The organism is Rugamonas rubra (genome assembly GCF_900114705.1).
GTDB lineage: Bacteria > Pseudomonadota > Gammaproteobacteria > Burkholderiales > Burkholderiaceae_D > Rugamonas > Rugamonas rubra.
Genome location: NZ_FOTW01000009.1, coordinates 169,994 through 183,936 on the forward strand (window position 1 = coordinate 169,994; position 13,943 = coordinate 183,936).

General features: G+C 65.6%; 15 protein-coding genes and 1 tRNA gene. All 16 read right to left on the reverse strand.

All coding sequences use genetic code 11. From position 1 onward, the window contains the following. Position 1: 1 nt before the first annotated feature. A tRNA-Gly gene (locus BM252_RS09940) sits at positions 2-77 on the reverse strand. Between the two features lie 102 nt (positions 78-179). Further along, positions 180-764 (reverse strand): CDP-diacylglycerol--glycerol-3-phosphate 3-phosphatidyltransferase, encoded by a 585-nt coding sequence (gene pgsA, locus BM252_RS09945; protein WP_093386980.1) that lies wholly within the window; start codon positions 762-764, stop codon positions 180-182. A 103-nt stretch (positions 765-867) separates the two neighbouring features. After that, entirely contained in the window at positions 868-2,730 is a 1,863-nt protein-coding gene (gene uvrC / locus BM252_RS09950) for an excinuclease ABC subunit UvrC (protein ID WP_093386982.1), read from the reverse strand. 35 nt (positions 2,731-2,765) lie between these two features. Beyond that, positions 2,766-3,185 (reverse strand): holo-ACP synthase, encoded by a 420-nt coding sequence (acpS, locus tag BM252_RS09955; protein ID WP_093386985.1) that lies wholly within the window; start codon positions 3,183-3,185, stop codon positions 2,766-2,768. Continuing rightward, complete coding sequence (gene pdxJ, locus BM252_RS09960) at positions 3,182-3,940, reverse strand: pyridoxine 5'-phosphate synthase (protein WP_093386987.1); 759 nt, start codon at positions 3,938-3,940, stop codon at positions 3,182-3,184. Before pdxJ ends, acpS begins: the two co-directional genes overlap by 4 nt. Before the next feature lie 41 nt (positions 3,941-3,981). Continuing rightward, positions 3,982-4,839, reverse strand: coding sequence for a DNA repair protein RecO (gene recO, locus BM252_RS09965; RefSeq protein ID WP_093386990.1), 858 nt, complete (start codon positions 4,837-4,839; stop codon positions 3,982-3,984). A 23-nt stretch (positions 4,840-4,862) separates the two neighbouring features. Next, positions 4,863-5,765, reverse strand: a complete 903-nt coding sequence (gene era, locus BM252_RS09970) for a GTPase Era (protein WP_093386992.1) — start codon at positions 5,763-5,765, stop codon at positions 4,863-4,865. Positions 5,766-5,809: 44 nt separating this feature from the next. Continuing rightward, entirely contained in the window at positions 5,810-6,634 is an 825-nt protein-coding gene (rnc, locus tag BM252_RS09975; protein ID WP_093386994.1) for a ribonuclease III, read from the reverse strand. Positions 6,635-6,656: 22 nt separating this feature from the next. After that, positions 6,657-7,055, reverse strand: coding sequence for a DUF4845 domain-containing protein (locus BM252_RS09980; protein ID WP_245774179.1), 399 nt, complete (start codon positions 7,053-7,055; stop codon positions 6,657-6,659). Between the two features lie 18 nt (positions 7,056-7,073). Then, positions 7,074-7,991: a signal peptidase I gene (lepB, locus tag BM252_RS09985; RefSeq protein WP_093386997.1), complete on the reverse strand. Its 918-nt coding sequence runs from the start codon at positions 7,989-7,991 to the stop codon at positions 7,074-7,076. Beyond that, positions 7,988-9,781, reverse strand: a complete 1,794-nt coding sequence (lepA, locus tag BM252_RS09990) for a translation elongation factor 4 (RefSeq protein WP_093386999.1) — start codon at positions 9,779-9,781, stop codon at positions 7,988-7,990. The genes lepB and lepA overlap by 4 nt, the downstream gene beginning before the upstream one ends. Before the next feature lie 327 nt (positions 9,782-10,108). After that, the gene (locus tag BM252_RS09995) at positions 10,109-10,363 is read right to left on the reverse strand and encodes a glutaredoxin family protein (RefSeq protein WP_093387002.1); all 255 of its coding nucleotides are present in this window, start codon (positions 10,361-10,363) and stop codon (positions 10,109-10,111) included. A gap of 143 nt (positions 10,364-10,506) precedes the next feature. Then, positions 10,507-11,994, reverse strand: a complete 1,488-nt coding sequence (locus BM252_RS10000; RefSeq protein WP_093387004.1) for a DegQ family serine endoprotease — start codon at positions 11,992-11,994, stop codon at positions 10,507-10,509. A 288-nt stretch (positions 11,995-12,282) separates the two neighbouring features. After that, positions 12,283-12,669, reverse strand: a complete 387-nt coding sequence (locus BM252_RS10005) for a sigma-E factor negative regulatory protein (RefSeq protein WP_093387007.1) — start codon at positions 12,667-12,669, stop codon at positions 12,283-12,285. Positions 12,670-12,748: 79 nt separating this feature from the next. Beyond that, positions 12,749-13,351 carry an RNA polymerase sigma factor RpoE gene (rpoE, locus tag BM252_RS10010; RefSeq protein WP_093387009.1) on the reverse strand — a complete coding sequence of 201 codons (603 nt, stop codon included), beginning with the start codon at positions 13,349-13,351 and terminating at the stop codon, positions 12,749-12,751. Between the two features lie 124 nt (positions 13,352-13,475). Continuing rightward, positions 13,476-13,895: a hypothetical protein gene (locus BM252_RS10015; RefSeq protein WP_093387012.1), complete on the reverse strand. Its 420-nt coding sequence runs from the start codon at positions 13,893-13,895 to the stop codon at positions 13,476-13,478. Positions 13,896-13,943: the final 48 nt, after the last annotated feature.

A 13,943-nucleotide genomic window follows, 5' to 3' on the forward strand; every position in this document is an offset into this window, starting at 1 on the left:
CTGGAGCGGGAGAAGAGGCTCGAACTCTCGACCTCAACCTTGGCAAGGTTGCGCTCTACCAACTGAGCTACTCCCGCATCGTCAACAACAGGCCAGCATTATAGAGGAACCCGAAGGGGTGTCAAGGGCCGGACTAGGGTTAACTGAAACATTTCGCCAAATCAACCCGCCCTGCCCGCTCAATCCAGGCTGCCGGCCTTTTCCTTGATCAGCGGCCAGGCCAACTTCAGGTAGTAGCACATCGACCAAACGGTCAACACGCAGGCGATCAGCAACAGGCGTTCGCCCCACACTTGCGTGTCGACGGCGCCCAGCAAAATGTCGTGGAACAGCAGCAGCGGGATGGCGGTCATCTGCGCCGCCGTCTTGATCTTGCCCAGCGAGCTCACCGCCACCGATTTGGAGGCGCCGATCTGCGCCATCCACTCGCGCAGCGCCGAGATGGCGATTTCGCGGCCGATGATGATGAAGGCCAGGATGGCGTTGACGCGGTCCAGCTGCACCAGCACCAGCAAGGCGCCGGCCACCATCAGCTTGTCGGCCACCGGGTCGAGGAAGGCGCCGAAGGCCGAGGTTTGGTCCCAACGCCGCGCCAAAAAGCCGTCGAACCAGTCGGTGATGGCGGCGACGATGAACACCAGCGTGGCGGCCATGTTGCGGTCCGCCACCGGCAGCCACGGCGTGGGCAGATAGTACACGCCCACCACCAGCGGAATCAGCGCCACGCGCAACCAGGTCAACAGGATCGGAATATTGAAGGGCATAGGCTCGAGTAAAGGAACGGCTGTAAAAAAGTTGTAACAATGCGCCGCTAGTCTACCTTGCCGCCGCACATTAAACCAGCACGCTCAGTTACAACGGCCTGTTCTAGTGTAATTGTTTATATATTTCTTCGGCCAGGGCGTTGGAGATGCCCTCGACCGACATCAGGTCCTGCACGCTGGCGTCGACCACGCCGCGCAGGCCGCCGAAGCGGGCCAGCAGCTTTTGCCGCCGCTTGGCGCCGATGCCCTCGATCTCCTCCAGGCGCGAGGTCTGCCGCGTCTTGGCGCGCTTGGCGCGCATGCCGGTGATGGCGAAGCGGTGCGCCTCGTCGCGGATCTGCGCCACCAGCATCAGCGCGGCCGACTCCTTGCCCAGCTCCTGCGCCGGCCTACCGTCGACGAACAGCAGCGTCTCCAGGCCGACGCGGCGGCCCTCGCCCTTGGCCACGCCGACGATCAGGCTGATGTCCAGGCCGAGCTCGGCGAACACCTGGCGCGCCATTTCGATCTGGCCCTTGCCGCCGTCGATCAGCACCACGTCGGGCATCACGCCGTCGCCGTTGGCCACCTTCTCGTAGCGCCGCATCAGCACCTGGCGCATCGCCGCGTAGTCGTCGCCGGGGGTGATGTCGTTGATGTTGTAGCGGCGGTACTCACCGTTCTGCATCTGGTGGTGGTGGAACACCACGCAGGAGGCCTGGGTCGCCTCGCCCATGGTGTGGCTGATGTCGAAGCATTCGACGCGCAGCGCCTCGATATCCTCGCTCTCCAGGCCCAGCGCCTCGACCAGCGCGCGCGTGCGCGACTGCTGCGAGCCCTGCTCCGACAACAGGCGCGCCAGCGAGATCTCGGCGCCCTTCTGCGCCAGCTCCAGCCATTTGCGGCGCGCGTCCTGCGGCTGGAAGATCAGGTTGATGCGGTGGCCGCACTGCTCCTGCAGGGCCAGCATCAGCGCCGGCTGGTCGAATTCGATGTTGAGGATCAGCGTGCCGGGGATGAATTTCTCGGTGTAGTGCTGCACCAGGAAGGCGCTCAGCACCTCGACCTCGATGGCCTGCTCGGCGATGGCGGCGGCGTCGTTCAACTGGCTGGGGAAGTAGGCGCGGTCGCCCAGGTGGCGGCCGCCGCGCACCATCGCCAGGTTGACGCAGGCGCGCCCGCCCTGCACCAGCACGGCGATGATGTCGACGTCGGCGTCGCCGCCGGTCTCCATGCTCTGCTGGTGCAGCACGCGCGACAGCGAGGAGATCTGGTTGCGCACCGCCGCCGCCTGCTCGAACTTGAGCTCGCCGGCATAGGCGTGCATCTTCTTCTCCAGGTCGGCCATCACCTCGCTCTGCCGGCCGCGCAGGAAGCGGGCGGCGTTCTCGACGTCGAGCTTGTAGTCCTCCGGTGCGATCAGCTTGACGCAGGGCGCGCTGCAGCGGCCGATCTGGTGCAGCAGGCAGGGCCGCGTGCGGTTGGCGTAGACGCTGTCCTCGCAGGTGCGGATCAAGAACACCTTCTGCAGGATCTGCATCGACTCCTTCACCGCCCAAGAGCTGGGAAAGGGGCCGAAGTACTGGTTCTTCTTGTCGACCGCGCCGCGGTAGTAGACCATGCGCGGCGACTCGCCGCCGGTGATCTTCAGGTAGGGGTAGGATTTGTCGTCGCGGAACAGGATGTTGAAGCGCGGCTGCAGCGTCTTGATCAGGTTGTTTTCCAGGATCAGCGCCTCGGCCTCGCTGTGCGTCACCGTGGTCTCGAGTCGGGCGATGCGCTCGACCATCATGGCGATGCGCGGGCTGGCCAGGTTCTTCTGGAAGTAGCTCGACACGCGCTTCTTCAGGTCGCGCGCCTTGCCGACGTAGAGCACGGCGTCGGCGGCGTCGAAGTAGCGGTACACGCCCGGCAGGTTGGGCAGCTTGGCCACCGTCTCCAGCACTTGCGCGCGCGGGTCCGGCAGGGTCGTTTCGGCTTCGGTCATTGCTGTTACCAGTATCTGTGTGCTTGCTGCGGAAATCAGTCGGCCGGGTCGGAGGCCGATTCGGCGGCCTGCTCGACGATGACGAAGGCGACGGCGTATTCGGCCTCGTCGCTGATGGTCACCTGGGCCGACAGGCGCTTGGCCAGCATGAACTCCTGCAGCACGCCGCTGCAGACGATCACCGGCTTGCCGCTGGGCTCGTTGAGCATCTGCGCCGCCGGCCAGGTCATCGGCATGTGCAGGCCCAGGCCGATGGCCTTGGAGAAGGCCTCCTTGGCGGCGAAGCGGGTGGCCAGGAAGCGCAGGCCGCGCACCGGGTTGCGCGCGCTGCGCGCCAGGTACTTCTCCATCTCCTGCGGGCCGAGGATCTTGCGGGCGAAGCGCTCGCCGTGCCGCTCCAGCGCGGCGGCCACGCGCGGGATCTGGCAGATGTCGGTGCCGATGCCGTAGATCATCGCGCGCCCAGGCGGGTGGCGACCATGATCGCCTTCATCTCGCGCACCGCGTTCTCCCAGCCGACGAAGACGGCGTGGGCGACGATGGCGTGGCCGATGTTCAGCTCGGCGATATCGGGAATCGCGGCGATCGCCTGCACATTGGTGTAGTGCAGGCCGTGGCCGGCGTTGACCTTCAGCCCGCGCCCGACGCCGTACAGCACGCCGGCCTTGATGCGCTCCAGCTCGGCGGCCTGGGCGGCGCCCTCGGTGTCGGCGTAGCGGCCGGTGTGCAGCTCGATCACCGGCGCGCCGATCTCGGCGGTGGCGGCGATCTGCTCTTCGTCGGCGTCGATGAACAGGCTGACGCGGATGCCCTCGGCCTGCAGCTGGCGCACCGCCGCCTGCACCGCCTTGAAGTTGCCGACCACGTCGAGGCCGCCCTCGGTGGTCACCTCGGTGCGCTTCTCCGGCACCAGGCAGACGTCGACCGGCTTGATGCGGCAGGCGAAGTCGATCATCTCCTGGGTCACGGCGGCCTCCAGGTTCATCCGCGTCAGCAGCTGCGGCGCCAGGGCGATGACGTCGGCGTCCTTGATGTGGCGGCGGTCCTCGCGCAGGTGCAGCGTGATGCCGTCGGCGCCGGCCTGCTCGGCCAGCAGCGCGGCGCGGATCGGGTCGGGGTAGGCGGTGCCGCGCGCGTTGCGCAAGGTGGCCACGTGGTCGATGTTGACGCCCAGGTCGATGACCGGGCCGGATGGCTGCAGGAAGCTCATGGTGTGTCCGTGTGAAGTCGGTGGTGGTGGTGGTGTGGTGGCTACAGCTGCATCAGGTCGAGCAGGATCTGCCGCGTGTTGAGCGGCGCGCCGCCCAGGTGGTGGGCCAGCAGGAAGCGCATCAGCTGCTTGCTCTGCGCCTGGGTGGCGGCGTCCTGGTAGTCCTCGTTCTCCATGTCGAGCAGGGTCTTGCCGGAGACGCGCGGCCAACTGTCGGTGGCCCGCTCGGGCCGGGCGCCGCGCTCGGGGTCGACCACGTAGACCAGGTCGGCGCGCACCCGCTCGCGGCTGGCGGTGCAGCGCGTCAGGTCGGCGGCGACGCCGGTTTCCTTGAGCAGCGCGCGCTCGAACTTGCGCAGCACGATGGTGGCCGGCTCGTTGTGGGCCAGCTGGTTCAGCGTGGCGACGTAGTGGTCGAACAGGGCCGGGTGGGCGTCGTCGCGCGCCAGCAGCTTGACCAGCAGCTCGTTCAGGTAGAAGCCGCACAGCAGCGCGGTCTTCTCCAGCGGCAGCATGCCGCCCACCCACTCGGCCTCGGTCAGGGTGCGCAGCTCGGACTTGCCGCTCCAGCTAGACGACAGCGGCTGGAAGGTTTGCAGCACGCCGCGCAGCTGCGAGTGCGGCCGCTTGGCGCCCTTGGCGATCAAGGCCACGCGGCCGTAGTCGCGCGTGAACATGTCGATGATCAGGCTGGTTTCTTTGTAGGGATAGCTGTGCAGCACGAAGGCCGGCTGGCCGGCCACCTTGGTGCCGAAGGTGCGCTCGCGCGAGGGCGCGCGGCTGCGCTTGGGCGGTGTGCTGGCGGCGGCGCCCTGCCCGGCCGCGCGCGGCGCCACGCCGTCGGCCTCAGGCGGGGCCTGGGGCGCTGCTGCGGCGTCGGCTAGCGTGGCGGTGGACATGCGTGTGGTGGAGTCCTTGCCGCTTACTCGTAGCCGTAGGCGCGCAGACCCGCTTCGTTGTCGGCCCAGCCGGACTTGACCTTGACCCAGATCTCCAGGTACACCGGGCCGCCGAACAGGCGTTCCATGTCCAGCCGCGATTGGGTCGAGACCTCTTTCAGGCGCGCACCCTTGTTACCGATGATCATAGACTTGTGCGTGTCGCGCTCGACCAGGATGGCGGCGAAGACGCGGCGAAGGTCGCCCTCCTGCTCGAACTTCTCGATCAGCACGGTGCTGGTGTAGGGCAACTCGTCGCCGACGAAGCGGAACAGCTTCTCGCGCACGATCTCGGAGGCGAGGAACTTCTCGCTGCGGTCGGTGATGTCGTCCGGGCCGAAGATCGGGTTGTTCTCCGGCAGGAATTTTTTGATCTCGTTTTGCAGGCCGTCCAACTGGAAGCGCAGCTTGGCCGACACCGGCACGATGGCGGCGAAGTCGAACTTGGCGGCGACCTGCTGGGCGAAGGGCAGCAGCACGGCCTTGTCCTTGACGCGGTCCGACTTGTTGATCACCAGCACCACCGGCACCTCTTTCGGCAGCAGGTCCAGCACTTGCTGGTCGGCCGGGCCGAAGGTGCCCGCCTCGATCACGTAGAGGATCAGGTCGGACGAGATCAGGGTGTTGGTGACGGTCTTGTTGAGCGTCTTGTTGAGCGCGTTGGCGTGGCGCGTCTGGAAACCCGGCGTGTCGACATAGATGAGCTGCGCGTCCTCCAGCGTCTGGATGCCGGTGATGCGGTGGCGCGTGGTCTGCGCCTTGCGCGAGGTGATGCTCACCTTGGCGCCGATCAGCGTGTTCATCAAGGTCGATTTGCCCACGTTGGGGCGGCCGACGATGGCGATATAGCCACAGCGGAAGTTGGCGGGGGTGGTTGCGGTAGTCATGCTAGTGTCGATTCAATGTATGTGCGGGGGTGCTGCTCGGTAATTCACTTGTGGGCCAGCTTGGCGTCGGCGACGCCGGGCTGGGCCGCCTCGCCGTGGCCGGCGTTGTTGCCGCTGCCCTGGACGGTGGCGATGCCGGCCAGTTTCAGCTGGGCCGCGCGGGGCTTGACCTTGCGGCCGGCCGACGGCGTCTTCAGCATGGCCTGCTCGGCCATGCCCAGCGCCAGCTTGGCGGCGGCCTGCTCGCCGGCGCGGCGGCTGCCGCCCCGGCCGTAGACCTGCACGCCCAGCTTGGGCACCAGGCATTCGATTTCGAACTCCTGGCTGTGCGCGGCGCCGTGGGTCGCCACCACATTGTACAGCGGCAGCGAGATCTTCTTACTTTGCAGGAATTCCTGCAGCAGGGTCTTGGCGTCCTTGCCCAGGGTTTGCGGGTCGACCGTGTCGAGAATGGGGATGTAGAAGGCGCGGATCACGTCGCGCGCGGCGTTGAAGCCGGCATCGAGGAAGATCGCGCCGAGCAGCGCCTCGAGCGTGTCGGCCAGGATCGACGGGCGGCGGAAGCCGCCCGACTTGAGCTCGCCCTCGCCCAGCCGCAGAAACTGCGACAGCTCGAGCTTTTGCGCGATCTCGTACAGCGACTGCTGCTTGACCAGGTTGGCGCGCAGGCGCGACAGGTCGCCCTCGTCGATGCTCTGGTAGCGCTCGTACAAGATGGAGGCGACCACGCAGTTCAGAATCGAATCGCCGAGGAATTCCAGGCGCTCGTTATGCAAACTGCTATGGCTACGGTGCGTCAAGGCCTGCTGCAACAGGCCAGCATCCTGGAACGTATAGCCTAGACGGGTTTGCAATAACTGAAGATTCATTGTTGTTTGGTTGTTTCGTGGTTTATTGTTCGGGTTTGGCGGCGGCCGGCGCGCCGCCCTTGGCGGTGCTGCCGGCATATTCCAGCAACAGGCTGGCCGGGCCGACCAGCGGGATCTTCTTCTCGTAGGCGAAACTGACTTCCATTTCGCCGTTTTCCTTGCCGATGATCAGATCCTTGCCGCCGATCGAGCTGATGTAGTTGACCGTGGCGTTGGCGTCGAAGGAATTCTGGATCTCGCGCACGCCGCCGCCGGTGGCCTTGGCCGCCTTGATGGCGTTGAGCACGGCGCGGTACTCGGAATACGTCGGCACGATCTTCAGCGCCAGGATGCCGACGAAGCCGGCGACGGCCAGCACGACGATCAGGCCAACCAGGGAAATCCCCTCTTGCTTGATACCGCAGTGCCGTTTCATCGCCATCTTAGCCCCTCGCCAGTCTTAGTGTATGCCGCCGATGCGTCGCAGGTTGCCCAGGTTCATCCAGACAAAGAAGGCCTTGCCGACGATGTTCTGGTCCGGCACGAAGCCCCAGTAGCGGCTGTCGGCGCTGTTGTCGCGGTTGTCGCCCATCATGAAATAATTTCCTGCCGGCACTACACAGGTGAAGCCCTCGTACTTGTAGCTGCAGTTCTCGCTGTGCGGGAAGGTCTTGACGTCGCCCAGGTTCAGCGACGCCGCCTGCTCGTTGTTGAGGATCTTGTGCGCCACGCCGGACAGGTTTTCCCGGTATTGCTTGTTATACACCAGATGCTCGTCGTCCAGGTAGTCGTCCAGCGCGGTGTACTCGACCGGCTTGCCGTTCACCGTCAACCGCTTGTTCTCGTAGGTGATTTTATCACCCGGCACGCCGACCACCCGTTTGATGTAGTCCTGGCTCAGGTCCTTCGGATACTTGAAGACCATCACGTCGCCGCGCTGCGGGTCGTTGATGGCGATGATCTTCTTGTTGATCACCGGCAAACGGATGCCGTAGGTGAACTTGTTGACCAGGATGAGGTCGCCCACCAGCAGGGTCGGCACCATCGACGAGGACGGGATCTTGAACGGCTCGTACAGGAAGGAGCGCAGGAAGAACACCAGGGCGATGACCGGGAAGAAACTACCCGAGTACTCGATCCAGGTCGGCTGGCGCAGCAAGGCCGCCTCGATCGCGCCACGGCTGCTGTTGTGGTCGATCTTGATGCCGTCGGCGGTCAGCTTGTTGTTGCGGGCGTCGAACTCGGCCAGCGCGCGGTCGGCGGTGGCGCGGCGCTGCTTGGCCAGGTAGAACACGTCGAGGAACCAGATCGCGCCGGTGACGACCATCAGCACGAACAGGATTAAGGCGAAGTTTCCTAAGATGACTTGCAGGCTCATTTATCGTCCACTTGTAAGATTGCCAGGAACGCCTCTTGCGGGATCTCCACCGAGCCCACTTGCTTCATGCGTTTTTTACCTGCTTTTTGCTTTTCCAACAGTTTCTTCTTACGGCTGATGTCGCCGCCGTAGCACTTCGCCAGCACGTTCTTGCGCAGCGCCTTGACGTTCTCGCGCGAGATGATGTTCGAGCCGATGGTGGCCTGGATGGCCACGTCGAACATCTGCCGCGGGATCAGCTCGCGCATCTTGGCGGCCACCTGGCGGCCACGGTACTGGCTGTTCGAGCGGTGCACGATGATGGCCAGCGCGTCGACCTTCTCGCTGTTGATCAGCATGTCGACCTTGACCACGTCGGCGGCGCGGTATTCCTTGAACTCGTAGTCCATCGAGGCGTAGCCGCGCGAGGTCGACTTGAGCTTGTCGAAGAAGTCGAGGACGATCTCGCCCATCGGCATCTCGTAGACCAGCTTGACCTGGCGGCCGTGGTAGCTCATGTCCATCTGGATGCCGCGCTTGGCGATGCACAGCGTGATCACCGAGCCGACGTACTCCTGCGGCATGTACAGGTTGACGGTGACGATGGGCTCGCGCACCTCCTCGATGCGCGACGGGTCGGGCATGCGCGAAGGATTGTCGACGTTGAGCACGGTGCCGTCGCGCTGTACCACCTCGTACACCACGGTCGGCGCGGTGGTGATCAGGTCCATGTCGAACTCGCGCTCCAGGCGCTCCTGCACGATCTCCATGTGCAGCAGGCCGAGGAAGCCGCAGCGGAAGCCGAAGCCCAGCGCCTGCGACACTTCCGGCTCGTACATCAGCGCGGCGTCGTTCAGTTTGAGTTTTTCCAGCGAGTCGCGCAGCGCGTCGTACTGGTTGGCCTCGACCGGGAACAGGCCGGCGAACACCTGCGGCTGCACCTCCTTGAAGCCGGGCAGCGGCTCGGCGGCCGGACGGTTGGCCAGGGTGACGGTGTCGCCCACCTTGGCGGCCTTCAATTCCTTGATGCCGGCGATGATGAAGCCGACCTGGCCGGCCGACAACTGGGGCAGCGACAGCGAGCGCGGCGCGAAGACGCCGACGTCCTCGACCAGCTGCACCGAGTCGGTGGCCATCAGGCGGATCTTGTCCTTCGGCTTGAGCGTGCCGTTGATGACGCGCACCAGCATGACCACGCCGACGTAGTTGTCGAACCAGGAGTCGACGATCAGCGCCTGCAGCGGCGCGGTCGGGTCGCCCTTCGGTGGCGGCACCTTGGCGATGATCGATTCGAGCACGTCCTCTACGCCCAGGCCGGTCTTGGCCGAGCAGTGCACGGCGTCGGTGGCGTCGATGCCGATCACGTCCTCGATCTCGGCGATGGCGCTGGCCGGGTCGGCGTTGGGCAGGTCGATCTTGTTCAAGACCGGCACCACCTCGACACCCAGGTCGAGCGCGGTGTAGCAGTTGGCCACGGTCTGCGCCTCCACGCCCTGCGAGGCGTCGACCACCAGCAGCGCGCCCTCGCAGGCCGACAGCGAGCGGCTCACCTCGTAGGAGAAGTCGACGTGGCCGGGCGTGTCGATCAGGTTCAGGTTGTAGACCTTGCCGTCGCGCGCCTTGTAGTGCAGCGCGGCGGTCTGCGCCTTGATGGTGATGCCGCGTTCGCGCTCCAGATCCATCGAATCGAGCACCTGCGCCTCCATCTCGCGGTCGGACAGGCCGCCGCACAATTGGATGATGCGGTCCGCCAGGGTCGATTTACCGTGGTCGATGTGGGCGATGATGGAAAAATTGCGTATGTTGTTCATTAACAAATATAAAAACGAATTGAGTCGACACTGCGGGGCAGAAGATTCACGCGGGAAAACAGTCGCGGGCCGCCGCGTACGGTCGTCCGATGTGCTCGTGCAATTTCCCACGCAATACAAAAAAAGCGCTCCGAGCGGGGCGTGATGCCCTGGCGAGCGCCTTGAATACAATCACTAAAACGCGAAACTTAGCTTTTCTAACCCCGCATTTTACCGGATTTCAGAGTGGAAAGCCCGTGTTATGACGCCCGGCGGGACGGGAAATGCATTTTCACCAATGTTTTGAGGCAAAAAAGCGGGTCGGCGGCGGCGGAAATTGTTGAGTAGTCAACTTTCCAAGGCCAACGCGGCGCGCACCTTTTCCTCGTCGAGGAAATAGTGGCACAGCTCGGGCTGCGCCGGGTCGGCGAACAAGACCGGCACCAGCTCGTCGAAACGGGCCAGCAAGGCGGCGTCGCCGGCCGTGTCGATGTCGACCACGGCCACGCTGAACGGGCGCTGCGGCGTGTGCAGCAACATCAGCGCGTCCAGCATGTCCTGACACAGGTGGCAATAGCCGCGGGAGTATAGGGTGAAGTGCATGCGAATGAGTAAGGGTGGAAATTGGTCAAGGCGGCGGCCCAAGGCGAGGGTCAGACCCTAGGGTCTGACCCTGGATTCCCGCCGCCGGCTTTTGCCGCTCAGCGGGGCGTGGGTCCGCCCCTCCGACTTGCGCCTTGGGCAGACTACTTGGCCGCCGGCCGCAGCGAGACGAACTGCGTCACGTCGCCGCGCCGCACCAGCACCACCGAGGCCTTCTTCGGATCGAGCTTGGCGACGGCGGCGTTGAACTGCCTGGCGTCCTTGATCTCGACGTTGTTGAGTTGCAGGATCACGTCGCCGGCGTGCAGGCCGGCGCGCGCCGCCACGCCCTCGGCCGCGTCGACCGCCGCGCCGCCGTCCAGGTCGAGCGCCTTCTTCTGCGCCGGCGTCAGGTCGCTGACCTTCAGGCCCAGCGCGTTGGCGGCCAGCTCGGCCTTCGGCTTGGCGGCCTCGGCCTTGGCCTTGGCGCTCTTGTCGGCCTCCAGCTCGGCGATGGCAACGCTGAGCTCCTGTTGGGCACCCTTGCGCCAGATGGTCACCGTGGCCTGGCTGCCCAGCGCGCTGCCGCCGACCAGGCGCGGCAGGTCGGACGAGCGGTTGATCTGCACGCCGTTGAACTTGAGGATGATGTCGCCGGCGCGGATGCCGGCCTTGTCGGCCGGGCCGCCCGGCTCGACCAGCGAGACCTCGGCGCCCTGCGCGCTCTTCAGCCCCAGCGACTCGGCCACTTCCTTGCTCAGCTCGCCGATCTGCACGCCGATGCGCCCGCGCGTGACCTTGCCCGATTTCTTCAACTGGTCGGAGACGCGCATCGCCTCGTCGATCGGCACGGCGAAGGAGATGCCGTTGTAGCCGCCGGACAGGGTGGCGATCTGCGAATTGATGCCGATCACCTCGCCGCGCATATTGATCAGCGGGCCGCCCGAGTTGCCCGGGTTGACCGCGACGTCGCTCTGGATCAGCGCCAGGTAGTCGCCGGTGTCGCGCGACTTGGCCGAGATGATGCCGGCGGTGACGGTGTTCTCCAGGTTGAACGGCGAGCCGATGGCGATCACCCACTCGCCGACGCGGATCTTGCTCGAATCGCCCATGGTCAGGCTGGGCAGCTTGCCGCCCTCGACCTTCAGCAGGGCCACGTCGGTGCGCGCGTCGGCGCCCAGCACCTTGGCCTTGAACTCGCGCTTGTCGGTCAGGGTCACGTAGACCTCGTCGGCGCCGTCGACGACGTGGGCGTTGGTCAGCACATAGCCCTCGGGCGAGATGATGAAGCCGGAGCCGACGCCGCGCTGCACCTCCTCCCCCTGCGGCGCCTGGCGGCGGCCGCGCGGCGCCTTGCCGCCCGGATTCGGCGTCGGCACGGCGCCGCCGAAGAAGCGGCGCAGGAACTCCTGCATCTCCTCGTCGCTCGGGCCGCCTTGAGCGCCCTGCCCCAGCTTGAGGCGCTCGGTGGTGCGGATGTTGACCACGGCCGGGCCAACCTTGTCGACCAGCTCGGTGAAATCGGGCAGGCCGGCCACGGCGGCGGCCTGGGCGGCGGGCGCCAGGCCGAGCACGGCGGGCGCGAACAGGACTCCGGCGCTGAGCATCAGCGCCGACAAGGTTTTACTACCAGCAGAGAAGTTATTTTTCATGGAAAGTATCGTTCTTTTTGGGAGTTCGGGAAACGCGGGGCGCCCCGGCCGCTACGCGACTAAGCGTACGCCGGGAGCGAGACACATGGTAAGCGAAATTTCGCCTTGCCGCATGCGCAAGATATAGCATCTGGCAGCTTTTTCAAGGGCACGGCGGGGGGGCAAGATGAGTGCAGCTAGGCAAACAAGACCCAAGAGCGCAAACCTGGGGTCGCCCCCCCCGCGGGGTCCGACCCCGGCTCTCCGCCGTTGGGTGGTGCTATAGCCGCCGGCGCCTTGACAGCGGGCTCAGGGCAGAATGGGGGCGGCCAGGGCGCCGCCGGGGCCGGTCTGGCGCGCCGCCGCGTCGGCCGCCTGGACCGGCACTTGGGACTGCTGTGCCGCCTGCGCCGGCGCTGCCGGCTGGTGCGCGCCCCCGGCTGCCGGCTGGGCGGCCTGCGCCGCCGCGTCCGCGCCGTCCTCGGCCGCCAAGCGGAGCGCCACGCGCGCCGCGAAGTCGAGGCCGGGCCGCGCCTCGGCACCGCGCAGCACGTCGCCGACCAGGTGGTAGCTCTGCCAGGCCAGGCGCGCCTCGGGGTCGTTCAGCGCGGCCAGCGTCAGCTCCAGTTCGCTATCGGGCAGCTCGCCGTCGGCCAGCGCCGAGATGTTTTCATGCAGACTCTTCAGGGTATCCATCACGTTTCCAACCAGGTCTATGCCAACAGTTCGCGCCGCGCCACACCCTGCCTGGGTGCCCCGTTTGATGATTGCCGCCTTACCAGCGCTTGTCAATCGGCAAATCCAACAAGGGGCGCAATTTCTCCGCGATCACCTCGCGCGCACGGAAGATACGGCTGCGCACGGTGCCGATCGGACAGGCCATGACCGCCGAGATCTCCTCGTAGCTCAGACCCTCGATCTCGCGCAAGGCGATGGCGGTGCGCAGATCGACCGGCAAGGCGTCCATGGCGGCGTTGACCGTCTGGGCGATCTGCTTGCTGGCCAGCAACGACTCCGGTGTGTTGATATCGCGCAGGTGGTCGCCGTCGTCGAACACCTCGGCCTGCTCGGCGTCCGTGTCGGTCGAGGTCGGCGTGCGGCGGCCCTGGTTGATGAGGAAGTTCTTCGCCGTGTTGATGCCGATGCGGTACAGCCAGGTGTAGAAGGCCGAGTCGCCGCGGAAATGCCGCAACGCGCGGTAGGCCTTGATGAACGTCTCCTGCACCACATCTTCGGCCTCCGCCGGATCATGCACGATGCGCGACACCAGCCGCATCAAGCGCCGCTGGTATTTCGACACCAGCAAATCGAATGCCTGCCTCTCACCTGCCCGGACCCTGTCGACCAGCAGCTGATCACACTCACGTTCTGTTGTCACTCCCGATATCCTTGGTGGCCTGCAGCGTGGGCGCTCCCGGCGGCGGTTTCAATTGAGCCGAAACAGCCCCCATACAGCTATAGAGTTAGCGCACTGCAATAAGTTCACGGTTTTTGCTTTTTTTTTACTGCTCAACGCCGCGCGCGGCGATGGCGCGACACGCCACCACCAATCCGCGCAGCTCCGTGCCGGGCACCACCGTCAACGTCGTCAAGCGGCCATCGGCATGGCGCAGACGCAGCAACAGCAAGCCCGGCCACAGCGTCGATCCGGCCAGCAAGACGACTGGTTCGGCGGCGCTGACGGCCCCTGTCTGTTGGTATACCGTCAGCCGAATTTGTCCGACAGCGGAAATATCAAGCCGGCTTAGCATAGGCTGGCGCGGCGGCAACAGCAGCCCCGCCGCCCCGCCCAGCAGGCAGGCGGCCGGCCAGCACCAGCCCGGGCACAAGACGGACGCGACCATGACGCAAACGCACACGGCCGTATGCGACAGGCGCAGACGGGCCGAGGGGCGAACGACGACGGACACCGCGATCGACATGACTGAGCGACAGTGGGTAATGCAAAAAGGGAAAAAACTGGAAGCGCC